Annotated in this window: 22 protein-coding genes; all 22 read left to right on the top strand. The window is 39.6% G+C overall.

The window, feature by feature from the left end; translation table 11 throughout:
* Positions 1-205 precede the first annotated feature (205 nt).
* The 22 genes from recD2 (at position 206) to accA (ending at position 23,382) form a co-directional block, all read left to right on the top strand.
* Positions 206-2,671 (top strand): SF1B family DNA helicase RecD2, encoded by a 2,466-nt coding sequence (gene recD2 / locus DBT49_RS05710; RefSeq protein WP_070560027.1) that lies wholly within the window; start codon positions 206-208, stop codon positions 2,669-2,671.
* Between the two features lie 237 nt (positions 2,672-2,908).
* On the top strand, positions 2,909-3,727 hold the full coding sequence (locus tag DBT49_RS05705) for a formate/nitrite transporter family protein (protein ID WP_060778341.1): 819 nt from the start codon (positions 2,909-2,911) through the stop codon (positions 3,725-3,727).
* A gap of 318 nt (positions 3,728-4,045) precedes the next feature.
* A complete protein-coding gene (alaS, locus tag DBT49_RS05700) occupies positions 4,046-6,697 on the top strand; it encodes an alanine--tRNA ligase (protein ID WP_070560029.1) in 2,652 nt (883 codons plus the stop codon).
* A gap of 62 nt (positions 6,698-6,759) precedes the next feature.
* Complete coding sequence (locus DBT49_RS05695; RefSeq protein ID WP_013669229.1) at positions 6,760-7,023, top strand: IreB family regulatory phosphoprotein; 264 nt, start codon at positions 6,760-6,762, stop codon at positions 7,021-7,023.
* Between the two features lie 2 nt (positions 7,024-7,025).
* Positions 7,026-7,448, top strand: coding sequence for a Holliday junction resolvase RuvX (gene ruvX, locus DBT49_RS05690; RefSeq protein ID WP_070560030.1), 423 nt, complete (start codon positions 7,026-7,028; stop codon positions 7,446-7,448).
* 1 nt (position 7,449) lies between these two features.
* Positions 7,450-7,746 carry a DUF1292 domain-containing protein gene (locus DBT49_RS05685; RefSeq protein WP_256374786.1) on the top strand — a complete coding sequence of 99 codons (297 nt, stop codon included), beginning with the start codon at positions 7,450-7,452 and terminating at the stop codon, positions 7,744-7,746.
* 232 nt (positions 7,747-7,978) lie between these two features.
* Complete coding sequence (mltG, locus tag DBT49_RS05680) at positions 7,979-9,121, top strand: endolytic transglycosylase MltG (RefSeq protein WP_070560034.1); 1,143 nt, start codon at positions 7,979-7,981, stop codon at positions 9,119-9,121.
* A gap of 82 nt (positions 9,122-9,203) precedes the next feature.
* The gene (gene greA, locus DBT49_RS05675; protein ID WP_060778338.1) at positions 9,204-9,683 is read left to right on the top strand and encodes a transcription elongation factor GreA; all 480 of its coding nucleotides are present in this window, start codon (positions 9,204-9,206) and stop codon (positions 9,681-9,683) included.
* Between the two features lie 792 nt (positions 9,684-10,475).
* A complete protein-coding gene (gene brnQ / locus DBT49_RS05670; protein ID WP_070560036.1) occupies positions 10,476-11,801 on the top strand; it encodes a branched-chain amino acid transport system II carrier protein in 1,326 nt (441 codons plus the stop codon).
* A gap of 205 nt (positions 11,802-12,006) precedes the next feature.
* Positions 12,007-13,059 carry a type III secretion system translocon subunit SctE gene (gene sctE / locus DBT49_RS05665; RefSeq protein WP_111872358.1) on the top strand — a complete coding sequence of 351 codons (1,053 nt, stop codon included), beginning with the start codon at positions 12,007-12,009 and terminating at the stop codon, positions 13,057-13,059.
* 248 nt (positions 13,060-13,307) lie between these two features.
* Positions 13,308-13,670: a DUF2187 domain-containing protein gene (locus DBT49_RS05660; protein WP_064292829.1), complete on the top strand. Its 363-nt coding sequence runs from the start codon at positions 13,308-13,310 to the stop codon at positions 13,668-13,670.
* 253 nt (positions 13,671-13,923) lie between these two features.
* On the top strand, positions 13,924-14,892 hold the full coding sequence (locus DBT49_RS05655) for a beta-ketoacyl-ACP synthase III (RefSeq protein ID WP_070560039.1): 969 nt from the start codon (positions 13,924-13,926) through the stop codon (positions 14,890-14,892).
* Between the two features lie 56 nt (positions 14,893-14,948).
* Complete coding sequence (locus tag DBT49_RS05650; protein ID WP_013668481.1) at positions 14,949-15,176, top strand: acyl carrier protein; 228 nt, start codon at positions 14,949-14,951, stop codon at positions 15,174-15,176.
* Between the two features lie 41 nt (positions 15,177-15,217).
* Complete coding sequence (gene fabK, locus DBT49_RS05645) at positions 15,218-16,171, top strand: enoyl-[acyl-carrier-protein] reductase FabK (RefSeq protein WP_256374787.1); 954 nt, start codon at positions 15,218-15,220, stop codon at positions 16,169-16,171.
* A 106-nt stretch (positions 16,172-16,277) separates the two neighbouring features.
* Positions 16,278-17,222, top strand: a complete 945-nt coding sequence (gene fabD, locus DBT49_RS05640; protein WP_070560041.1) for an ACP S-malonyltransferase — start codon at positions 16,278-16,280, stop codon at positions 17,220-17,222.
* A gap of 1 nt (position 17,223) precedes the next feature.
* Positions 17,224-17,955, top strand: a complete 732-nt coding sequence (gene fabG, locus DBT49_RS05635; protein WP_070560043.1) for a 3-oxoacyl-[acyl-carrier-protein] reductase — start codon at positions 17,224-17,226, stop codon at positions 17,953-17,955.
* Between the two features lie 33 nt (positions 17,956-17,988).
* Positions 17,989-19,233, top strand: coding sequence for a beta-ketoacyl-ACP synthase II (fabF, locus tag DBT49_RS05630; RefSeq protein ID WP_070560045.1), 1,245 nt, complete (start codon positions 17,989-17,991; stop codon positions 19,231-19,233).
* The gene (gene accB, locus DBT49_RS05625; protein ID WP_070560047.1) at positions 19,233-19,715 is read left to right on the top strand and encodes an acetyl-CoA carboxylase biotin carboxyl carrier protein; all 483 of its coding nucleotides are present in this window, start codon (positions 19,233-19,235) and stop codon (positions 19,713-19,715) included. Before fabF ends, accB begins: the two co-directional genes overlap by 1 nt.
* A gap of 99 nt (positions 19,716-19,814) precedes the next feature.
* Positions 19,815-20,273, top strand: coding sequence for a 3-hydroxyacyl-ACP dehydratase FabZ (fabZ, locus tag DBT49_RS05620; RefSeq protein ID WP_064292834.1), 459 nt, complete (start codon positions 19,815-19,817; stop codon positions 20,271-20,273).
* Positions 20,274-20,285: 12 nt separating this feature from the next.
* Complete coding sequence (accC, locus tag DBT49_RS05615) at positions 20,286-21,677, top strand: acetyl-CoA carboxylase biotin carboxylase subunit (RefSeq protein WP_111872357.1); 1,392 nt, start codon at positions 20,286-20,288, stop codon at positions 21,675-21,677.
* A 24-nt stretch (positions 21,678-21,701) separates the two neighbouring features.
* The gene (accD, locus tag DBT49_RS05610; protein WP_070560051.1) at positions 21,702-22,583 is read left to right on the top strand and encodes an acetyl-CoA carboxylase, carboxyltransferase subunit beta; all 882 of its coding nucleotides are present in this window, start codon (positions 21,702-21,704) and stop codon (positions 22,581-22,583) included.
* Positions 22,573-23,382 carry an acetyl-CoA carboxylase carboxyltransferase subunit alpha gene (accA, locus tag DBT49_RS05605; protein WP_070560053.1) on the top strand — a complete coding sequence of 270 codons (810 nt, stop codon included), beginning with the start codon at positions 22,573-22,575 and terminating at the stop codon, positions 23,380-23,382. The genes accD and accA overlap by 11 nt, the downstream gene beginning before the upstream one ends.
* Positions 23,383-23,467 lie beyond the last annotated feature (85 nt).

The raw sequence follows: 23,467 nt of genomic DNA, 5'->3' as shown, positions 1-23,467 counted from the left end.
GGCTTATCCAGGAAGACTTTATCTAACTTGGAAGCTAGAAGCTAAGCTACAGCTTTTTTCTTTATTAAGGGCGTGAAAGAGCGAAAATGGTATAGCGAGACTTTTATATAAAAGAAAGGCGAGCAGAAGGCAGACTGGTGGAGCATAAATCCTCTGCTATTCTGTGATATAATAGCCAAAGATTATGACTAGGAGGGATAAGGGTATGACAGTAACGGAAGATTATTTCATCGGCGAAGTTGAAGCTACCTTTTTTTCTAATCCAGATAATTATTATCGGGTGATGCGGATTACGGTTGATGATACCAACACCCTTTACTCCGAAAAAAATATTGTCGTGACAGGAAATTTTGGAACTATCCAGGACGGAACTACATACCAATTCTTCGGAAACTTAGTTGATCATCCTAAGTACGGGGTACAATTCAAAGTCTCCCATTATGAAGTAATAAAAATTACCAGTAGAGATGGCTTAATCAAATATTTATCCAGCGATGAATTTCCTGGAATTGGGAAAATATTGGCTGAGCGGGTGGTCAATACCTTAGGTGAGAAGACCATTGACTTAATTGTTAATCAGCCCGAACGTTTAAAAGATGTTAAGGGCCTGACCAAGAATAAACAACAAATGCTACATGAGAAAGTAAAGGCTAATCGTGGCAATGAGGATACCTTTATTCAATTATCGGAGATGGGTTTTTCTAACCACTTGGCAGGCAAGATTTATGCTAAATACCAAGATGAAGCGGTGGAATTGATTAAAGAAAATCCCTATTTCTTGGTTAAAAATATTCAGGGCTTTGGTTTTCAAAAGGCTGATTTACTGGCCCAACGTTTAGACTTTGCCTATGACTCGCCTTTACGCATCCAAGGGGCGATTACTTTTTCATTAGAAACAATTTGTTATAGCAATGGAGATACTTATGTTAAGAAGGAAGAACTCTTCCAGCAGGTTCTCAATCTATTAAATAAAAGCCAAATGAATCTGCAAATGGTTGATATGCAGCAAGTGGCTGACCGTTTGAGCGACTTGGTAGATACCAATGAAGTGATTGCGACTGAAGAGGGTTATTTTCTTCCGAGTCTCTATTATGCAGAGAAGGGGATTGTTAAACGTTTAAAACGTATCAAGAATGAACGAACTCAGCCTAAATATGAGAATGATAATTTGGCTAATGAAATAGAGGAAACCGAAGCAAAATTAGGTATTCAATATGGACCCGCTCAAAGGAAGGCAATTATTGAAGCCCTAGAAGAGAAATTATTTATTCTAACCGGGGGACCGGGTACGGGAAAAACCACGGTTTTAGAAGGAATCATCGATATTTATTGCCGGTTAAATAATATCCGCTTAGGGGATTATGACCCGAGTGATTTTCCTATTCGTTTGGCAGCTCCAACTGGACGGGCTGCCAAGCGGATGAGTGAAACTACTGGCCTAGTGGCAACCACTATTCATCGTTTAATCGGTCTCACCGGTGAAGAAGATGAAAATAATATCATAACTTCGGATAAAGAGACTATTGAAGGGGACTTACTGATTATTGATGAGATGTCTATGGTAGATACCTGGTTATTCTTTCAATTATTAGAAGCGGTTCCTGATGATATGCAAATTATATTGGTAGGGGATAAAGATCAATTGCCCTCAGTTGGTCCAGGACAAGTGCTGTCAGACCTCTTGAGAAGTCAGACAATCGCCTGGCGCGAGCTCGACGAAATATTTCGTCAAGATGCCAATTCAACCATTACTTTATTGGCTCATGATATAAAAAATGGGGAAATGCCTGTCGATCTTACCCAAAATAAGGCTGACCGGTCATTTTTCCGGGTAGATTATTTCCACTTAGCTGATTTTATTGCAGCGGTGGCTAAACGTGCTCTTGAAAAAGATTATGATGTTAAAGATATTCAAGTTTTGGCCCCCATGTATAAGGGTCAGGCCGGCATCGATCAGATTAACCAGAAATTGCAGGAAGGTTTAAATCCAAATACTGATGGCAATAAGCGCCAACTTAGCCACTTCAACCGTCTTTTTCGCTTAGGGGATAAGGTCTTGCAGTTGCAAAACCAAGCTGAAATGAATGTCTTTAACGGGGATATGGGAGAAATCGTGGCGATATTTTATGCCAAGGAAACGACCAGCCAAAGTGATGAAATAGTGGTTGATTTCGACGGCAATGAGGTCACATACAACCGGCAAGATTTTAACCAGTTAACCTTGGCGTATTGCGTCTCAATTCATAAATCGCAGGGAAGCGAATTTCCTATCGTTATCCTCCCCTTAATCAACCAATACCAACGCATGCTCCAACGCAATTTACTCTATACAGCGATCACCAGAGCTAAGCAATCCTTAATTCTCTGCGGTGAAGTCCAAGCCTTCCAATCTGCCATTCAAACCCAGGCCAGCCAACGCCATACTAACCTTTACCGCTCCCTACTTGAAGAAGACGAATTACTTCCTAAACTGAACTCGCAGCCAAGTGAATCAAGTCCTCGTCAGGATCAAAGTACCAGGTCTCAAGGAGATGAGTCAGGGGGCCAGCAAGAGGATCCTGGAAACTCGGGAATGAATGTGAAAGTCGATTGGTTAACCCCTGCCTTACTTGAAAGTGGTCAGATCGATCCTTTAATTGGTATGGATGGCATCAGCCCCTATGATTTTTAAGCAATGAAATCAGCCGTTTATTTTTTCTCTTTTACTACCCACGTGCAAAAAGTACCCGAAAAAGCCTAGTTAAAGCAGATAGAAGCTAAATTTGCTGATCCTGAGTTTATAAAAACTAATAAATTTATTCAAATATTGCAAAAATCTTGTTTATTTCTTAAAATATCGATAAAATGTGAGTATTGGATTTATTTAGTTAGGCTAGAAATTTAGCTCATTTAGAAAGGACTGACGGCAATGGCTTATATTAATGGCAAGCGCCCTGAGAAAGGAATTCTAGGCCCTTTAACTTTTGATAATGTGGAGAAGAAGACAGAACTTTTTGATAAAAGTTTTTGGAGATACGCGCTAAGGAGTGTATACGCCACTTTATTCTTAACTTTTGGGACAGCAATCGCTATGATGACCGCTCAACAAGCCAACTTAGTAGCGCCAGGGTTAGGTAAATTTACTTTTGCCTTCTTTTTTGCATGGTCATTGGTACTTATTATTTATATGAATGGTGAATTAGCGACTGCTAATATGAACTTTTTGGTAGTTGGAGCACGAAAAAAATACATTAGCTGGCAAAAGGCTTTTACGATTTTAATGGTTTGTGTGTTATTTAATTTTATTGGTGGTCTTGTTTGTGCCTATATTTTCTCAAGAACCACGATTTTCCAAGATTTACCTGCTGATCATTATTTATTTACAGCAGTTTCAGGAAAATTTGTTAAATCAGCGCTTACAATTTTTATTGAGGGGATTTTAGCTAATATTATCGTTAATAGTGCTGTGGTTGCTAGCAATCGGATGGTCAACGCTGATGGCCGGGTTTATGCGATTATCTTTATTATTTTTATTTTTGCCTTCTTAGGTTACGAACACGTGATTGCTAACTTTGTTTCCTTCCCATTAGCTTTCTTCTCCAATGGAGGCCCTGTTGACGGGATGACCTTGGCTAATGTGCTTAAGAACTTTGTCTTTACTTTCTTAGGTAACCTTGTTGGTGGTGGCTTTGTCATTGGCTATGTTTATTCCTGGTTAGGAGATAAAGAAACTTCCTATGTAGACTAGTTTTCTTATTCGCTAGGAATCATTAATAGTTGACAAATGAAAATTAAAAAGCGTATAATAAATTCGCTTAAATGATTGAAAAGGCCATGTTTCTATTTAGTTGATAGAGAGAGTGCATCTGTGGTGAAAGCACTCAGTAATAGAAATGCTCCCTTTTGACAATGCAAATGAAAATTTGCCGCTACTCGCGTTATCCAGTATTTTAATGAAGACATAATATCGCACGTTGATGTTATAAATGAGGTGGTACCGTGCTACGGCGCCCTCATCTAATAACATCAAGGTGCTTTTTTATTTTATAGGAGGTTTTAACACATTATGAAGAAATTAACGGGTGAAGAAATACGTCAAATGTGGATGGATTTTTGGAAGGGCAAGGGGCATGATATCTACCCTAGTGCTTCCTTAGTTCCAGACAACGATCCTACTTTACTTTGGATGAACTCCGGGGTTGCTGCCCTAAAACATTACTTAGATGGGTCAGAAGTTCCGGAAAACCCAAGAATTGCTAATGCGCAAAAATGTATTCGGACTAACGATATTGAAAATGTTGGAGTTACCGCTCGCCACCAAACCTTCTTTGAAATGCTCGGTAACTGGTCAGTAGGGGATTACTTTAAAGAAGAGGTTATTCCTTGGGCTTGGGAATTCTTAACTGATGAAAAATGGCTAGGACTGGATCCAGAACTACTCTATATGACCTACTATCCTGATGACGATGTTTCCCATGGACTATGGCAAAAGGTGACTGGTTTATCAGAAGATCACTTTGTTTCTTTAGAAGATAACTTTTGGGATTTAGGTGCTGGTCCTTGTGGTCCCGATACGGAAATTTTCTTTGACCGGGGGAAAGCTTATCAAGATCTTGACGATGATGATCCAGAGATGTTTCCTGGGGGAGAAAATGAACGTTATCTAGAAATCTGGAACATCGTTTTCTCTGAATTTAACCACATGCCCGACGGTAGCTATGAAAAATTAAAACAACATAACGTGGATACTGGGATGGGACTGGAACGGATCGCCTCTGTCCTACAAGAAACCCCAACAAACTTCGAAACCGACCTCTTATTCCCACTGATTAAAGAAGTTGAAAAATTATCTGATGGTAAAAAATATGGGGAAAGTAAGGAAACAGATACAGCAATGAAGGTTATTGCTGACCATATCCGCGCCGTTAGTTTTGCAGTTGGTGATAATGCCTTACCATCAAATGAAGGCCGGGGCTATATTTTACGTCGTTTAATCCGTCGTAGTGTGATGTACGGTCGTCGTTTAGGCATCCAAGGGAGTTTCTTGGCCAAATTGGTTCCAATTGTGGCAGACAAGATGGAAAAACACTATCCAGAATTAAAAGAAAAAGAGGCCATTATTCAAGAAGTCGTTGATCGTGAGGAAAAACGTTTCCAAGAAACCATCGCTGACGGTGAAAATATTATTAAAAACAAAATCGCTGAATTGGAAGAATCTGGTGAAAATTCACTTGACGGCCAATCCGCCTTTAAATTATACGACACTTATGGTTTCCCATTAGAACTGACTGAAGAATACCTGGCTGAAAAAGGTTTTTCTGTTGATATTGATGGCTTTAATCAGGCCATGGAGGAACAAAAGGAACGGGCACGTGCGGCTAGAAAAGACCAAGGTGGCCTAGCGGTTCAATCAACAGTGCTTGGTGAAATTGATGTGCCTTCTCACTTTACCGGTTATGAAGAAGATGTTACTGAAACTAAGATCAATGCCATTGTTTACCAAGATGAAATCAGCCAGGAAGCACCAGCCAATAGCAAGGCCTATTTCATTGCTGAAAAAACACCATTCTACGGTGAACGTGGTGGGCAAGTTGGTGACTCAGGTAAGCTTTACAATTTGGATGGCGAATTATTAGGTTATATCCGTGATACTAAACACGCTCCTAATGACCAAAATTTACATTATATTGACACTGTTCAACCGATTAGTGTGGGCCAAGAAGTTCGCTTAGAAGTGGACAGCGCTCGTCGTCGCTTAATCCGTAATAATCACACCGCTACTCACTTATTACACCGGGTCTTAAAAGATGTCTTAGGTGAACAAGTTAACCAAGCGGGGTCTTTACTTGATGACCATTATCTCCGCTTTGACTTCACTTATTTTGGACAAGTGAGTCCAGAACAACTTGAAGAAGTTGAAAGACGAGTTAATGAAAAAATTTGGGAACAAATCCCGGTTGAAACCATCTTTACCACAGTTAAGGCGGCTAAGGAACATGGGGCCATCGCGCTCTTCGGTGAAAAATACCTTAAACTCCATGATGAAATTCGTGTGATTAATATTGATGACTGGTCCATGGAACTTTGTGGTGGGACCCACGTTAAGAATACCGGATTCATTGGCCTATTTAAGATTATTTCCGAATCAGGGATTGGTTCTGGAGTACGCCGGATTGAAGCCTTGACTTCAAAAGCTGCTTATGAATACTATGAAGCTAAATTAGGTCTCTTAAACCAAGTTCGCGATGCTTTGAAGGTTAAGAAAGCGGAAGATTTACCACACCGTCTCCAACAATTGGAAGGTGAACGCAAGAGCCTAGAATCTGAAGTAGAATCTCTCCATGCTAAGGCTAACCAAATGGCTGCTAGTCAAATATTTGATGCCGTTAAAGAAAGCAACGGGGTACGCTACATTGCTGAAGAACTTGACCATAAAACTATGGATGACTTGCGAGCAATTAGTGACGAATGGAAACAAAATAACTATTCAGATGTCCTCGTTCTCGCTACAGCTAACGGTGATAAAGCCAACATGTTAGTTGCTGTTTCAGCTGACAAGGTTAAAGAAGGCTTAAAAGCTGGTGACATCATTAAGGGACTTGCTCCATATATTAATGGTGGCGGGGGCGGTCGTCCTGAACTTGCCCAAGCAGGTGGTAAGAACCCAGCTGGTATCCCTGATGCGCTTAAGGCTTTAGAGGAAGTTCTGAATAAATAAAGTGCTTGTTAGTCGCTAGATTTTTCGTTACAATAGATTCAAAATGATGTGGAGGTGTCTAAATGAGTGGAAAAGATGAAACAGTACTCTTTCGCTTCGATGAAAGTAAAGAAAAAGATGTAAAAGAGACACTTGAAATAGTTTACGACGCCCTAGTAAGCAAGGGCTACAATCCAATCAATCAAATTGTAGGATATTTATTATCTGGCGATCCTGCGTATATCCCACGTCACAATCAAGCTAGAAATCTTATTCGTTACCATGAACGCGATGAGTTATTAGAAGAACTTGTTAAAAGCTATATGAAGCAAAGTGGTCGAGAATAAGCATGCGTATTATGGGTTTGGATGTGGGTTCTAAAACGGTTGGCGTAGCCATAAGTGACCCTTTTGGCTGGACTGCCCAAGGAATCGAAACCATTAAAATTGACGAAGAGGCAGGGGAATTCGGTTTTTCACGCCTAAGGCAATTAATTGAAGCTTATCAAGTAGAAAAGCTTGTTATTGGATTGCCTAAAAATATGAATAACACTGAAGGCCCTCGAGCTGAAGCATCGCGTCATTATGGCGATATGGCTATTGAATTATTCGACTTACCAGTTTTTTATCAGGATGAACGGTTAACTACCCAGCAATCGGAACGTTTTCTGATTGAGGCGGCAGATGTGAGCCGGAAAAAGCGTAAAAAGGTGATCGATAAGTTAGCTGCTGTTCTCATTTTACAGAACTATTTAGATAGTCATTCACATTAGTATGAAGGAGCATTGTATGGCTGAAGATTTAGATAATTTAATTACTTTATATGATGAAGAAGGTAATGAGCGTTTATATAAAATTTTATTTAGTTTCGATTCGAAAGATCTGAATAAATCTTACGTCTTAGTTTACCCAGCCGAAGAGGAAGGCGAAGAGTTAAATATCGAAGCCTATGCCTATGAAGAGGGCAAAGACGGAGAAGGTAGCTTATTGCCAATTGAAAGTGAAGAAGAATGGGATATGGTAGAGGAAGTGTTTAATACTTTCGTTCAAGACCCAAACTTAAATCAATAAGCCAAGGAAAGAGAATATGATATGAGGTCATATTCTCTTTTATTATTAGTGGCGGTTGACATACGGGGCTGTGACTTTGGTCACCGCCTCTTTTTATGTGATGATAGGATAAATGTTTCATTCTGGTTAAATTTTTGGCTCTAAGTTTACAAATAGCATCTTTATCAGTAAAATGCATAATAGCTTATTTTGTTCAAAGCAGAGTCTTTTTATTATGAAATGAGGAAGCACGATGTTTAATGATGAAGAAAAGAAAAAAAGAGTAAAGCGAGACCAGGCTAGGGTCAATGCTTTAGAAAAACAAGAAAATGTTCAGGCTAATCGGATTATCCGCTGGATTATTATTACTTTGCTCCTTATCTGTATTGTCTTTGCTCTACTAATGGGAACCTTAGTAGCTACTGGTGGTTTTGGAGAGGAAAAAGAAACCCAAGTGACCATTCCTCAGGGAGCAAGTGCTAGTCAAATTGCTCATATTCTTAACGAAAATGATGTCATTTTTAATGAAAGTCTCTTTAAGATCTACCTCCGTCTATCCAATCATGATCCAATTCAGGCGGGAAGTTATCAATTGAAAACCTCGTCTGGCTTTGGTGAAGTCATGAATCAACTCTCACATGCCCAAGGTCCGGCTACCCAAGCGGTCTTAGTCAAAGAGGGCATGAATGTTGAAGAAATTGCTCAAGTGATGGCAGATTATTTTGGAATTACTCAGGAAGAAGCCTTGAAGCGGATTAATTCGGAGGACTTATTGGCAGAAGAAGCGGCTAAGTACCCAGAATTACTCAAAGATGTGGTGAATAATGACCAATTACGCTATCCCTTGGAAGGTTACCTTTTCCCGGCCACCTATGAATTAACTCAATCCGATACCGTAGAAAGTTTTGTCGACAAAATGCTGGCAGCTAGTGAGACTATTCGACAAAAGTATAGTGACACTTTAAAACAACAGAGACTTTCCTGGCATGAAATCTTAACCCTGGCTTCAATTATTGAGAAAGAAGCTTCTACTGACGAAGATCGTAAAATGGTATCAGGAGTCTTCTATAACCGTTTAGCCGAGAATATGCCCCTACAATCGGATATTACCTTGAATTATGCCCATAATGAGCATTCTACCTATGTGACTATCGAAGATACCATGATTGATTCGCCATATAATCTCTACCAAAATACTGGTTTAGGACCTGGTCCCTTTAATAACCCAAGTGAGAGTGCTATTCAAGCGGCCTTAAACCCAACCCCTAATGATTATATGTATTTTGTAGCTGATTTAAGCACTGGGAATGTCTATTTCTCAAAAACTTACGAAGAACATGATCAATTAGTCCAAGAATACGTTAGTCCAGAGGATGCCAAGCTTCAAGAACAATAAAAAGCCATATTTACATTGCTAAAAAGTTAGTAATATGGTATTATTTTGTATATTTTAATCGTATGTGTTAGGAGAATGTTAGATGTCAGAACAAACTTTCCCAATGACCGTAGAAGGTAAGGAACGTTTAGAAGCGGAATTAGAAGATTTAAAATTAAATAAACGCCCTGAAGTGATTAGCCGAATCAAGGTTGCTCGTTCATTTGGGGACTTATCAGAAAATTCAGAATATGAATCCGCTAAAAATGAACAATCCATTTTGGAAAGTCAAATTGCTAAAATCGAAAATATGATCCGTTATGCTGAAATTGTTGACCCTGATGCCTTAGGTAAGGATACGGTAAGCATTGGTAAACGGGTTAAATTTCAAGAGCTTCCTGATGGCGAAGAGGAAGAATACGAAATTGTCGGTAAAGCTGAAGCAGATCCTCTTGGTGGTAAAATTTCAAATGAGTCACCAATAGCAAATGCTTTAATTGGCAAAAAAGTTGGCGATGAAGTGGAAATTGAAACTCCAGGCGGGGCTTTCAGTGTTAGAATACTCGCAGTAGAAACTGCTTAATAAAGTTAATTGAAGGAGACTGGACGAGAGATCTAGCCTCCTTTTATTTGTGCGCATTTGAAGTAAAGCCTGTCAAAAGGCTGATCTGAAATATCTTTTAAAGAGTTGATCTTTAACGATAGCTGTTCAAATTGTCTATCAGTTAGGGAATCACTTGCCTTGTCATTCAAGTCCTTAGCGGCGCTCTCAAATTCTTTTAGTTGAGTTTGGAAGGGGGAGGGGATGTCCTTTCAGAAAAGTTGAACGATCAGCAAGCTGATCTTTTCATCTTTTTTTCCAAGGAATCGCACTCCCTGATCCTTCCTCACATCCTTGTTTTATTGTATATAAAATAATTAAATAAAAATATTTCGCTACTTAGCAAAAATGGTATAATAATAAAATAAGTTGTTGAAGGCGACTTCTTTATAAGAAGAAGTCGCTTTTCCTATTGGTAAATTGGGGATTTAGCCTAATTAATTTATGTGAAAAACAACTTTAGATGTCAATATTTAATCTGTGAATAATGATTTTATGGGCGCTGAGATGCAGATTTTATGATAGATAATATCTGCTTATAAAAGGCGCAAATCTTTATTATTTCACAATAAATAGCGTATTATAAATTTCACATGAAATAAAAATACTAATAGATATAGGGAACTTTTAAAGCGACCTGGTGCAAATCGATATGTTAAATTTTGCTCTTAAATCAGCCTTTAGTAGGCGAATAATGCTTTTAATCGTTCTTCTTTTGACAACTTTATATGAGTTGACGATCAGCCCTATACTTATACTGAAAGGTTTGGTTTTATGAAAAATAGGCGCTTTATTGTAGATACGATCGTGGTTGGTTTTACCTTGTTTGCTACTTTTTTTGGAGCAGGTAATTTGGTTTTCCCTCCATATATGGGAATTATTGTAGGAGAAAATTGGTCTGCCAGTGTTATTGGTTTGGCTTTAACCGCGATATTAGTGCCGGTCTTATCAATGATAGCTATTGTTAAAGGTGGAGGATCGGTAAAAGCAGTTTCCGAACCAATTGCTCCCTGGTTTTATAAGATCTTTAACTGCATCACCATGTATTTAATTGCCTTATTTATTTTAATCCCACGTACTGGTGCAACGACTTATGAAGTAGGTTTTCGTTCCTTGTTTCCTTGGTTACCTAACTATGTCGTTTTAATTGTTTTCTTTACTGTTGTTTATTTCCTCACTGTTGATCAATTGGGCGTGGTCGATAAGATTGGACGCTATCTTACGCCTGCTTTGATTGCAATGGTCATTGGAATTATTATTTTTGGTATGATTAACCCAGTCAGCCCCAATATGGCGGCTGCCCAAGTCGATAATAGCTTCGGTTGGGCTTTTACCGAAGGTTATCAAATGGGGGATTTAATAACTGGATTACTCTTTTCTAGTGTCATGATTATGACAATTAGACATAAAAAATATAACCATCAAGCAGGGATGCGGATGACTATCTGGGCATCTGTCATAGCTAGTGCCTTATTATTATTCATTTATGGTAGCTTGTTGTGGCTAGGGGCTACAGCGTCAACGATTTATAGCCCTGATATTGAAAGAACTCAGTTATTAATTGCCATTGTTGAGCAAACTATTGGTGGCGCCGGAAAAATTATTCTTTCCATCGCTATTACCTTAGCTTGCTTAACGACTGCTACGGGATTATTAGCTTCAGTAGCAAACTTTACCCAAGAGCTTACTCGTCAGAAATACCCCTATACCTTTATCGTTTTTGTTTTTTGTATTTTTTGTGTGGTACAAGGGACTGTCGGGGTAGAGAAAATTGTAGGATTGAGTGAGCCCTTATTTGCAGTTGCTTATCCATTAGGAATCATTGTTACTTTAATCGGTTTATTTAGAAAATATATTCCTAATGACGGAACGACTAAAGGAGCAGTCCTATTAACCAGTATCTATACGGTGGTTGAAGCGCTTATTCAATTAGACTTTGCTCCTAAAATATTCGAAGATTTTGTTCGAATAGTTCCCTTTGGCCCCCAAGGTTTTGGCTGGGTGACTATGGCTCTTTTGGGAGCGGGTATTGGTACTCTGGTGTGGAAGATTCAGCATGGAAATTACCGTGGAAAGATCATTAAAGGTTATGCAAAGTAAGCGAGAAGGCTAGATTTATTATCTGGCCTTTTTTCTTTGTAGTCATTAATAAATTTATTTGCTTACTAGTTTTTAAACTGTTTATAGATGTTTAGAAATGATAATACAATATTTTTAATTAATTGTATGAATATTAGTTATTTCAAGGGCTTTTGCTTGCTTTGTTTAATACAATATTATATATTATTTTAAAAGGAGTGATTTTATGAGAAATCGTTTTAGAACCTATCTAGGTGCTAACGATGCAGAAGCCGGGTATAACTTATCCTGGGGAGCTGTATTTGCTGGCCTAGTAACTTTTATTGCTTTATTAATTACTTTTTCCTTAATTGGAAATGCCATTGGATTTGGTATGATCCAACCGAGTGCACAAAATCCACTTGATGGTGTTGGTACCGGTGTTATGGTCTGGTCAGTTATTTCATTAGCACTATCATTTTTAGGATCAGGCTTTGTTGCTGGGGTAACTGCACGTCGAGTAGGCGCAGTCCATGGCTTTTTATCATGGGCAATTTTCCTAGTGGTAACAGTTGTATTACTAGGACAAATTGTTGCTTCTGTTCTAGGTTTTGCTGGTAATGTTATTGGTCAAACTGCTAGTGTTGCTGGTGACGCTGTCACAAGTGTTGCTTCAAACGCTGGAGATGCTGTAAGCGAAGGCGTAAATGCTTTAGCAAACAATATTGATGTGAATAATCAAGATATTCAAAATCTTAACCAAGACGTTCAAAAAGTCTTAAGAGATACTGACATTCGCGAATTACAACCAGAATATTTATCCGACCAATTAAATGGCGCGACAAATGATATTGCTAATGCAGCTCGTGAAGTTGTCGTCAATCCACAAAATTCTGAACAAGTATTTAACGACTTGGCAGATACATTAACTAGCCGTGTCGACAATATTTCAGAAAACGTAGACCAAGAGGCTGTTTCTAACGCTATTGCTTCTAACACTGATCTAACTCAACAAGAAGCAGAAGAAACTACTCAAAATATTATTGATGGATATAACCAAGCTGCTGATGAAGCACGTAACCAAATTGAAAATGCTAATAATGCCATTCAAAGTACCCAACAACAACTTGACAATAATATTCAACAATTACGTCAAGATGCTGATGATGTTTCAGATGGCATCTCACAAGGCTCAATCTGGGCATTTGTTGGTGTCCTATTAGGCTGTGTCCTATCATGCCTAGGCGGTTTATTAGGTACTAAATCAGTTACTGGAAATGTTGATGAAACTAATATGTAGTTTGATCTAAAGACATCATGTCTTTAGAATAAAATGATATTAACAGCAAACAGATCACTACTCCTTATTATTAGAGGAATGGTGATCTGTTTTAAATAGTAAGCATTTAAGCTGGTTTTGTAATAAATATGGCTTATGCTTAATGAATTAACTGCTATAAATTGTGCTGCAATCGATAGTATGTTAATATTATTCATATATTTAATTTCATAGCCAGCCAGCTTGTATTAGATGGGAGAGACGAGCGTATGGGTCGTAAACCAAAAATAACGGCGGAAATGCAGTCACTAGTGGAAACTGAACTTCGGCGAGGAACCAGTAATTCACGGATAGCTAATTTATTAGATATGCCTTATGAACAGGCAAATGAAATCATTGATACTATTAAGGAATCTATTCGGCCTAATATAGGTGATGTTGTCAAGTTTCAATTCAGAACCTATACAATTATTGGAGAAATCGAAAAGCTTCTTACTAACTCTGCCATTTTAAAAATTGATTGGAGTCAGTCAAGTCGTCCAGCTAGAGATATCCTTGAAGAGAGGACTGTAGTCAATTTTAAAGATATTGAAGAATATGTGTCGATAGCTTCAAGTGACGATGACAAATAACAGATAAGAAATAACAATAAAAGCAATTTTTTGAGAAATCAAGTTGATTTCTCTTTTTTTATATTTTTATAGAAAATCCTTTCAAAAATAAGGTTTATTACATACAAAAATAAATGATAAACACTAACAAAATAAATAGTATCGCTGATAAAATAGCGAAAAAGGTTTGACAATTAAATTTGTATAGCTTATTATCAATACATGTTGATCTTTGATTAACTTAAATTTAAAAATTAAGAATGATGTGATTGCTATGAAAATAGTTGAAACGGCATCCGCCTTACCGCGAAAAGTTATGTCGAATGAGGACTTGGAACAGTTCGTAGATACTAGTGACGAATGGATAAGCAAAAGAACAGGGATTAAGCAACGTTATCTTGCCCTTGAGGAATCTTGTATTTCTTTGGCCCAAGCAGCTGCGCAAAATTTAGTCAATAAAGCTAATATTTCTCCTAATGAAATTGGCTTAATCATTGTTGCTAGTATGTCACAAGAGCATTCTTCACCAAGTGTAGCTAGTCAAGTTCAAGCTAAATTAGGAGCTACTAAGGCAGTTTGTTTTGACATTTCAGCTGCCTGTAGCGGATTTGTCCAAGCTTTCTCCCTAGCTGATAAATTAGAGGCTTATTACCGAAACGGTTATGCCATAGTTATCGGCGCTGAGAAAATGACCAATCTCATGAATTGGAAAGACCGCTCAACTTGTGTTTTGTTTGGTGATGCTGCTGGAGCTATTCTGGTTCAAGCAAATGGCCATTCAGCTATTATCCAAGAATCACTCGCTTGTGATGGCAGTCAAGGAGCGGCGATAGTTGCTGGAGGTACTAGCCTAGCTCGATCAGTCAGTTCTGATTCTTATTACCAAGACCCTAGTTTAAAGATGAAGGGCAGGCAAGTTTATGATTTTGCTACCCGGCAAGTACCAAAGCAAATAGAAGCGGTTTTAAAATCTGCCAATCTGACTATTAATGATATTGACTATTTTGTCTTACATCAGGCAAATGCAAGAATATTAAAAGTTTGCCAGCGTAAGCTTAAAATACCAGAGGAGCGCCTGGTCCAAAACATTCAAAATTATGGGAATACTTCCGCTGCATCGGTAGCCCTTGTTTTGAATGAGCTGCGGAAATCAGGAGCGCTTAAATTGGATGGCAGTCAGAAGATATTATTATCAGCTTTTGGCGGAGGCCTGACTTGGGGGACTTGTATTGTCAATTGTTGAGCGACAATGTTAGTATTGAGAAAGATACTATAAAAAAATCAATGGAGGAATTTATAATGAGTACATTTGAAAAAATTCAAGAATTAATTTGTGACCAGCTTGATTTAGATAAGGAAGAAGTTACTCCTGAAACTAAATTTCAATCGGATTTAGATGCTGATAGCTTAGATTTATTCCAAATTATCAATGATATTGAGGACGAATTTGATGTCACTATCGATGAAGATGAATTGAATATGGAAACTGTCCAAGACTTAGTTGACTTTGTTGACAACAATAAATAATCCTTACTAATGTATCGGGATAATGAAGGAAGTGAATCGCTTTGAACACTCTATGGAAGCAAATGGGAGTTAAATATCCTATTATTCAAGGAGCCATGGCTTGGGTAGCAGATCCAGATCTGGCATCTGCCGTTTCAAATGCTGGTGGTTTAGGAGTTGTAGGGACGGGGAATGATCCTGTTGAAGTGGTGCGAGAAAAAGTTGAAACCATGAAAGCAAAAACAGATAAGCCTTTTGCAATTAATGTGATGTTACTCAATCCACATGTTGAAGAAGTTGTTGACTACCTATGTCAATCGGGTATTTCAACAGTCACTACTGGAGCAGGATCACCTGGTCGCTTTATGAAGCAATTTCGTGAAGCAAATATCAAGGTTATCCCAGTTGTTGCTTCCGTAGCACTTGCTCGACGCATGGAAAAAGAAGGCGTTGATGCAGTGGTTGTCGAAGGGACGGAATCTGGTGGTCATGTGGGAAAAACAACGACCATGGCTTTACTTCCCCAAGTAGTCGACGCGGTTAATATTCCCGTTATCGCTGCAGGAGGAATTGGTGATGGTCGGGGAATGGCAGCAGCATTGATGCTTGGAGCCTGTGGGATTCAAGTAGGTACACGCTTTGTTTGTGCCAAGGAATCCAATGCTCACCCTAATTTTAAGGAAAAGATTATTAAAGCTAAGGATATTGATACCGTCACAACAGGAGAAGCTACAGGCCATCCAGTTCGGGTTTTGCGCAATCGCTTGACCAAAGAGTACTTGCGAGTTGAGCGAATTGAAGCGGGTAAAGAAAATCCTGATTGGGAGCGCCTAGAAGCTTTGGGAAGAGGAGCTTTACGGCGAGCTGTTGTAGAAGGGGATACCCAAAATAGTTCCCTGATGGCTGGTCAGATTGCTGGCTTAATTAATAAAGAAGAGAGCTGCCAGGAAATACTCCAATCCTATATGGATGTATGCCAGGCAACGATCCGAGAAAAAGCTAGCGAATGGCTATAATTAAATAAGATGCAGTGAAGAAAAATATTTTTTAACTGCTTTTTTTTACCCAAATTACTTTATTTAATGATAAAAATTAAAACTTTATTAAAAGAAAGGGCAAAAAATGAAAAAAATTGCTTATCTTTTTTCTGGCCAAGGGGCACAATACCCTGGTATGGGCAAAGATTTATTCGAACATCATGCTGAAGTCATGGAGCCATATTTTGAAACGGCTGAAAAAGTTCTTGGCTATGATTTAAAGGCCATGTGCTTTGAAGAAAATGGCCTGCTTAATCAAACAGAATATACCCAAGCTGCCATCTATACAGTTTCATCAGCTATTCTAGCCGTCTGGAGAAAATTATTTCCTGAGCCCCCTGCCTATTTAGCTGGATTAAGTTTAGGCGAATACACTGCCTTAGCTTATAGCGGTGTCTTTTCCTTTGTTGACGGGTTAAAACTACTGAGAAAACGTGGCTTATATATGAGCCAAGCAGTTGCTCCCGGTCAAGGGAAAATGCTAGCTGTCATGAAAACTGACCGCAAGTTGATTGAGAGGGTCTGTGAAAATATTATGGACCATCATTCTGGCTATGTCTATCCGACGAATTACAACTCTCCCAAGCAAATTGTCATCGGGGGAAATAGTGATTTAGTCGACCTGGCTAGGGATGAATTGAAGGAAGCGGGGGCTAAGCGTTTAATTCCTCTAAAGGTTTCCGGGCCCTTTCACACCCAGCTGATGCATCCTGCCTCTCTACGATTAGCCCAAGTACTTAAAGATGTGGAGTTTTCCCCTCAAGAAATTCCTGTTGTCGCTAACACAAGTGGACAAGTTCATGAAGATGGAGAGATTAAACAAGATTTACTTCAACAAATTCAATCACCGGTCAAATGGGCGGATTCGATTGAGTATCTCATTCAAGCAGGCGTGGATACTTTTATAGAGATTGGACCAGGAAAAACACTCACTAGTTTTACCCGGCAAATCGATAAGTCGGTGACAGCCTTAAATATTGAAGATGAAGCGACATTAAATAAAGCATTGACTATTTTACAAGGAGATTAAAATGACAGAAAAACCTACAGCACTCATTACTGGCGGAAACCGTGGTATCGGAGCAGCTATCGCTAGAGAATTTGCCAATAAGGGTTACAATTTGGCCTTGGTAAGCCGATCAGGATCCAGCCAAGCTCATCTTGATGACTTAAGTGAAAGGGGTGCTAAAGTACTTGATTTGAAAGCAGAGGTCCAAGATTTTGACCAAGCTCAAGCAATCATAAACCGCTGCAAAGAAGAGTATGCTCACATTGATGTATTAGTTAATAATGCTGGGATTACCCGTGATACCTTACTCATGCGGATGAAGGAAGCTGATTTTGATGCAGTAATTGACGTTAATTTAAAAGGTTATTTTAACCTCATGCGTCATGTGTCAAAAGTGATGTTAAAACAAAAAAGCGGCAATATTATTAACATTGCTTCTTTATCTGGACAAATAGGTAATGCTGGTCAAATTAACTATGCTGCTGCTAAGGCAGGTGTGATAGCTATGACTAAGACGGCTGCGCGCGAATTAGCTAGTCGCGGCATTCGGGTCAATGCCGTTGCCCCTGGTTTTATCGCTAGTGATATGACGGATAAATTATCAGATAAGGTTAAAGAGCAGATGATTGCGCAAATTCCTTTAGGGGACTTTGGGCGGGTAGAAGATATTGCTGGTGCCGTTTACTTCTTAGTCAAGAATCCATACATCACTGGAACCACTTTAAATGTTAATGGTGGTTTATATATGGAATAAATGAAAGACAGAGAAGGATAAAGGAGGAACTTAATGAATACTAGAAGGGTAGTTGTTACGGGCTTAGGAGCGGTAACACCAATTGGAAATAATGTCAGTGATTTTTGGGAAAATTTAAAGGCAGGCAAACATGGCTTTGCTCCAATCACACAATTTGATGCCAGCGATACAGGAGTGACTTTGGCGGCTGAGGTTAAAAACTTTGATCCCAAAGACTACCTTGATCGTAAATCGGTTAAAAGAATGGATCCCTATGCTCATTATGGGGTGGTCGCTTCTATGGAAGCAGTAAAGGATGCTGGTTTAGATACTCATAACATGGATACAAACCGCTTTGGGGTATATTTTGGTACCGGTATTGGTGGGGTTCAAGAAATTGAAAGAGGGGTAAAAAAATCAGTTGAACGTGGTCCTAAACGGGTTAACCCTCTCTTTGTCCCAATGGCTATTTCCAATATGGGGGCCGCAAACATTTCCATGCAACTCGGTCTACACGGGCCAGCCTTGACCATGGTTACTGCTTGTGCATCAGCCAACAATGCTATCGGAGAGGCCTTCCGCTATATAAAACATGGTTATGCTGACTATATGCTTGCTGGTGGGGGTGAATCCGCTATTTGTGAGATCGCCATCGCTGGATTTGCTAATTTAACAGCCTTATCCCTTTCGACAGATCCTGATCGTGCCTCCATTCCTTTTGACAAGGAACGTAATGGTTTTGTTATGGGCGAAGGCGCTGGCATGTTAGTGTTAGAAAGTTTAGAAAGTGCTCAAAAGCGGGGGGCAAAAATTTATGGTGAGATTGTCGGCTACGGTCAAAGTTCTGATGCCTATCATCTTACTGCGCCTACCCCAGAAGGACTAGGAGCTAAAGCTGCTATTGAACAAGCCTTAGCTGAAGCAGCTTTATCTGCGAACGATGTGGACTATATTAATGCCCATGGGACTTCAACCCAAGCTAATGATCGAGCTGAGACTATGGCAATTAAGTTAGCCTTTGGGGAAGAATTGGCCCATAAGATTCCGGTATCCTCAACGAAATCAGCGCTAGGGCACTTATTAGGTGCAGCTGGAGCAGTTGAAGCCATTGCCTGCTTGAAGGGCATGGAAGATTCCTATATTCCTGCAACCTTAAATTATCAAGTCAGTGATCCTGATTGTGATCTGGATTATGTAGCTAATGAAGGACGTTCACAAGCAATCAATGTAGCGATTAGCAACACGCTCGGCTTTGGTGGCCACAACACAGTTTTATGTATGAAAAAGGTGAGTGACTAATGACCCCTGAAGAAATTAAAGAACTGATTCATTTAATTGACCAATCAAGCCTAAGAGAATTTGAATTTGTTGATGACGATTTCAAGCTTCACCTGTCTAAAAATGAGCAAGCACCACAAGTGTTTACTAATGAAACGCAGCCAGCTATTACAAAAGCAGAAAAACCTGCTCCTGCTGATCAAGCTCAAGGATCCTCCGAAGCTTCCAGCCAAGCTAATCAACAAGTCAGCCAAACTGATGAAGTTCAGGGGGAAATCATAGAAAGCCCTCTGGTCGGGGTTGCATATTTAGCACCAGCTCCTGATAAAGACAACTTTGTTAAAATTGGCGACCATGTCGAAAAAGGCCAAAGTCTATGCATCATTGAAGCCATGAAAATAATGAATGAAATTCACGCCACCACTTCAGGAGAAATTACTAATATTTTTGTCAATGATGGTGATGTGGTTGAATACGGCCAAAAGCTTTTTGAAATTAGCTAAAGGCTGTCCTTATTTTAGAACATAGGCGTGATAAAGGATTTAAGGAGAGATTCGTTTCTTCCTAGCTGATGACAACTACTAGTGTAAAAGGAGAAAAAAATGGAAAATCAAGAACCAATTTTAAGCGCCCAAGAGGTTATGGATATTATTCCTAACCGCTACCCCATGTTTTTAGTGGATGCGGTTTACGAACTTGAGGTCGGCAAGCGAATCGTTGCTCGTAAAAATGTGACAATTAATGAACCTTTCTTTGTGGGGCATTTTCCAGGAGAACCGGTAATGCCAGGAGTTCTTCAAGTTGAATTAATGGCCCAGGTCGGTTCAATTGCCTTACTTAAGGGCTTAAATACTGAGGACAAGAAAATGACCGGTTATCTAGCGGCTGTAGACAAGGTAAAGTTCCGTCAAAAAGTCGTCCCAGGGGACGTTTTGACTGTTGAAGTCAATATTTTAAAGATGAAAAAATCGATAGGGACTGCAAAGGCTGAAATCCGTCGCGAAGATGGTAAGGTGGTTTCTTCTTGTTTAATGACTTTTGCCGTTGGAGAAGCGAAATAGAGCTGGTGACTTATGTTTTCAAAAATTTTAATTGCTAACCGGGGTGAGATAGCGGTTAGGGTAATTAGAACCTGTAAGGAAATGGGCATTGATACCGTGGCAGTTTATTCAACTGCTGACAAGGAAGCCTTACATGTGCAATTAGCAGATGAATCTGTTTGCATAGGAGGGCCTCAATCCAAGGATTCCTACCTAGATATGCAAGCGATTTTATCTGCAGCTTATGTGACTAATGCTGAAGCCATTCATCCAGGTTTTGGTTTTCTCTCGGAAAATAGTAAATTTGCCAGGCTCTGTCAAGAAATGAATATCACTTTTATCGGGCCTAGTGCTGAAGTCATTGACAAAATGGGTGATAAACAACACGCCAGACAAACGATGATGGCAGCTAATGTCCCAGTTATTCCTGGCTCTAAGGATTTCATCCACAGTGCTAGTGAAGGTTTAGCTGAAGCCGAGCGAGTAGGCTATCCAGTTTTACTGAAAGCCACTTCAGGTGGTGGTGGTAAGGGGATGCGTCAAGTTGATTGCCCAGAAGACTTACAAAAACAATTTGATGAAGCTAGTCGTGAGGCCCAACAAGGCTTTAACGATGCCAGATTATACTTAGAAAAGGTTATCCATCCAGCTCATCATATTGAGGTTCAGATCCTGGCTGATCAAAATGGCCATGTTATCCATTTGGGGGAACGTGAATGTTCCTTACAAAGAAATCATCAAAAAGTTCTTGAGGAAACCCCAAGTCCCTTTATCAGTGATAAAACCCGCCAAGCCATTTGCCAAGCGGCTGTGCGTGCTGGAGAAAATGTTCAATATACTGGGGCGGGGACTATTGAATTTTTAGTTGATGACGATGAAAACTTTTATTTTATGGAAATGAATACCAGGATTCAAGTGGAACATCCTATTACTGAATTAGTTACCGGTATTGATATCGTAGCTGAACAAATTCGAGTGGCTTATGGTTACGACTTGTCTTATCAGCAAAGTGATGTCCATTTTTCGGGACATGCCATTGAATGTCGTATTAATGCTGAACAACCCGAAAAGAACTTTCTCCCTTCGATGGGCAAATTTGATTTTATCCATTGGCCGCTTGGGGGGTTAGGCTTAAGGGTCGACTCAGCCATCCTATCTGGTAGTGCTTTGCCCGCCTTTTACGATAGTATGATTGCTAAGGTTATTGCCTATGGTGATGACCGCGAGTCAGCCTTATTAAGAATGAAGCGGGCATTAGAAGAATTATGCATCGAGGGGGTTAATACTAACCAGCAATTTCTCTATGATTTGTTAGCTGCTCCTGCCTTTCAGCTAGGGAATTATAATAATGAATACCTGGAAAGTCAATTTCTTCCTCAATGGTTGGCCGAAGTTCAAGCGGAGGCCAGTGAAGAAGATAGTTAAGGAAAAGTCTAGGAGGTGAGCCTTGTGCGGCTGTTAAGACGAAGAAAATATTTAAGTGTACCTGAAAAAGAAAGCAATAATGAAAAGGATCAGACTCATAAACCCCATATTCCCGATGGGATGTGGCAAAAATGTCCTGATTGTAAGCAGACCGTTTTAAGTGCTGATTTGGCTGAGACTAAGATTTGCCCACAATGCTCTTATCATTTCCGGATTTCTCCTAAGCAACGCATTCAATTAATTTGTGATCACGGTCAGCTAGAAGAAGAACTTATTTTCCAAGATGAAATGACTAATCCAATTGATTTTCCTGACTATGAAGCTAAAAAGCGCTCCAATCAGGAACGAACGGGTTATGACGAAGCGGTCACTTGTGGACTTGCAAAAATTAAAGGTCAACCACTTGCTTTAGGAATTATGAATCCTTTCTTTATGATGGGGTCAATGGGAAGTATAGTTGGGGAAAAAATTACGCGTTTGTTTGAATATGCCAAAGAACATGCTTTACCCGTCTTGCTTTTTACGGCCAGTGGTGGAGCCCGGATGCAGGAGGGAATTATTTCTCTGATGCAAATGACTAAAATATCAATCGCGGTCGAAAGGCATAGTCAGGCGGGCTTATTTTACCTCACTGTATTAACCGACCCTACTACGGGCGGTGTTACGGCTAGTTTCGCTATGCAAGGTGATATCATTATTGCTGAACCAGGAGCGACTATAGGGTTTGCGGGCAAACGAGTTATTGAGCAAACTATCCATCAAAAGATTGAAGAAGGCTTTCAAACGGCAGAACATCAATTGGAACATGGTTTTGTCGACCGAATTGTCCCCCGTCAGCAATTGCGAGATGAGATAGCCGATCTACTCTTACTTCATAGCCGGGAAGGGGATATTCATGACTACTAGTATTAAAAGAAATTTCTTAGCTAAGGAAATTTTAACTGAAGCACGTTCATCCGACCGTCCCACGGCTAGGGAAATGTTTACTGCTTTAGCAGATGATCATAAATTTTATGAACTTCATGGTGACCGCAAATATGGCGATGATGGGGCGATATGTGGTGGCATTGGTCAGATTAATGGTCAAGCCGTTAGCTTTATCGGTACGCAAAAGGGACATGATGTTGAGGAAAATATTACGGCTAATTTTGGTTCCCCCCATGCAGAGGGTTATCGTAAGGCCGTGCGTTTGTTTAAACAGGCTGAAAAGTTTAATCGCCCCATTATTACTCTTATTAATACTGCAGGAGCCTTTTGTGATATTGAAGCCGAGGACCGGGGAATTGGTGAATCAATCGCCAAGTCTATTCAAACTTTGGCAAGCCTTAAAGTCCCAAGTATCGCTATCTTAATGGGAGAGGGTGGTTCTGGTGGGGCCCTTGCTTTAGCTTCAACCAATCAGGTCTGGATGTTAGAAGATGCCATGTATTCAATTCTTAGTCCGGAAGGTTTTGCCTCCATACTCTGGCGCGATGCTAGCCGTCGTGATGAGGCCTGCGAGGTCATGAAGATGACTGCCTACGACTTATTAGAATATGAAGTGATCGATAAAATGATTCCTGTCTTTGAAGGGGAAGAACATTTATCTTGGCAGGCCATTATTCAAAACATTCGCCTGGAATTAGAAAAACAATTAAGCGCATGGCAAGCTATTGATAGACAAGTACTGGTTCAAGAACGTTATGATCGCTTTAGAAAATTTTAAATATAAACATTTAACTAAAGAAAAACAGACGAAATTCGTCTGTTTTTTACTTTTAGAATTTGTTACAATGATGAATGAGCTTTAG

The organism is Aerococcus mictus (assembly GCF_003286595.3).
Lineage (GTDB): Bacteria > Bacillota > Bacilli > Lactobacillales > Aerococcaceae > Aerococcus > Aerococcus mictus.
This window is presented reverse-complemented; position numbering and strand designations above follow the sequence as displayed.

Excerpts from the sequence above, each read along its gene's own strand:
- fabF (WP_070560045.1), top strand. The coding sequence starts at position 17,989 with ATGAATACTAGAAGGGTAGTTGTTACGGGCTTAGGAGCGGTAACACCA.
- accC (WP_111872357.1), top strand. The coding sequence starts at position 20,286 with ATGTTTTCAAAAATTTTAATTGCTAACCGGGGTGAGATAGCGGTTAGG.
- recD2 (WP_070560027.1), top strand. The coding sequence starts at position 206 with ATGACAGTAACGGAAGATTATTTCATCGGCGAAGTTGAAGCTACCTTT.
- DBT49_RS05660 (WP_064292829.1), top strand. The coding sequence starts at position 13,308 with ATGGGTCGTAAACCAAAAATAACGGCGGAAATGCAGTCACTAGTGGAA.
- fabZ (WP_064292834.1), top strand. The coding sequence starts at position 19,815 with ATGGAAAATCAAGAACCAATTTTAAGCGCCCAAGAGGTTATGGATATT.
- DBT49_RS05650 (WP_013668481.1), top strand. The coding sequence starts at position 14,949 with ATGAGTACATTTGAAAAAATTCAAGAATTAATTTGTGACCAGCTTGAT.
- fabG (WP_070560043.1), top strand. The coding sequence starts at position 17,224 with ATGACAGAAAAACCTACAGCACTCATTACTGGCGGAAACCGTGGTATC.
- brnQ (WP_070560036.1), top strand. The coding sequence starts at position 10,476 with ATGAAAAATAGGCGCTTTATTGTAGATACGATCGTGGTTGGTTTTACC.
- sctE (WP_111872358.1), top strand. The coding sequence starts at position 12,007 with ATGAGAAATCGTTTTAGAACCTATCTAGGTGCTAACGATGCAGAAGCC.
- accB (WP_070560047.1), top strand. The coding sequence starts at position 19,233 with ATGACCCCTGAAGAAATTAAAGAACTGATTCATTTAATTGACCAATCA.
- mltG (WP_070560034.1), top strand. The coding sequence starts at position 7,979 with ATGTTTAATGATGAAGAAAAGAAAAAAAGAGTAAAGCGAGACCAGGCT.
- DBT49_RS05695 (WP_013669229.1), top strand. The coding sequence starts at position 6,760 with ATGAGTGGAAAAGATGAAACAGTACTCTTTCGCTTCGATGAAAGTAAA.
- alaS (WP_070560029.1), top strand. The coding sequence starts at position 4,046 with ATGAAGAAATTAACGGGTGAAGAAATACGTCAAATGTGGATGGATTTT.
- DBT49_RS05705 (WP_060778341.1), top strand. The coding sequence starts at position 2,909 with ATGGCTTATATTAATGGCAAGCGCCCTGAGAAAGGAATTCTAGGCCCT.
- ruvX (WP_070560030.1), top strand. The coding sequence starts at position 7,026 with ATGCGTATTATGGGTTTGGATGTGGGTTCTAAAACGGTTGGCGTAGCC.
- DBT49_RS05685 (WP_256374786.1), top strand. The coding sequence starts at position 7,450 with ATGAAGGAGCATTGTATGGCTGAAGATTTAGATAATTTAATTACTTTA.
- greA (WP_060778338.1), top strand. The coding sequence starts at position 9,204 with ATGTCAGAACAAACTTTCCCAATGACCGTAGAAGGTAAGGAACGTTTA.
- accA (WP_070560053.1), top strand. The coding sequence starts at position 22,573 with ATGACTACTAGTATTAAAAGAAATTTCTTAGCTAAGGAAATTTTAACT.
- fabD (WP_070560041.1), top strand. The coding sequence starts at position 16,278 with ATGAAAAAAATTGCTTATCTTTTTTCTGGCCAAGGGGCACAATACCCT.
- DBT49_RS05655 (WP_070560039.1), top strand. The coding sequence starts at position 13,924 with ATGAAAATAGTTGAAACGGCATCCGCCTTACCGCGAAAAGTTATGTCG.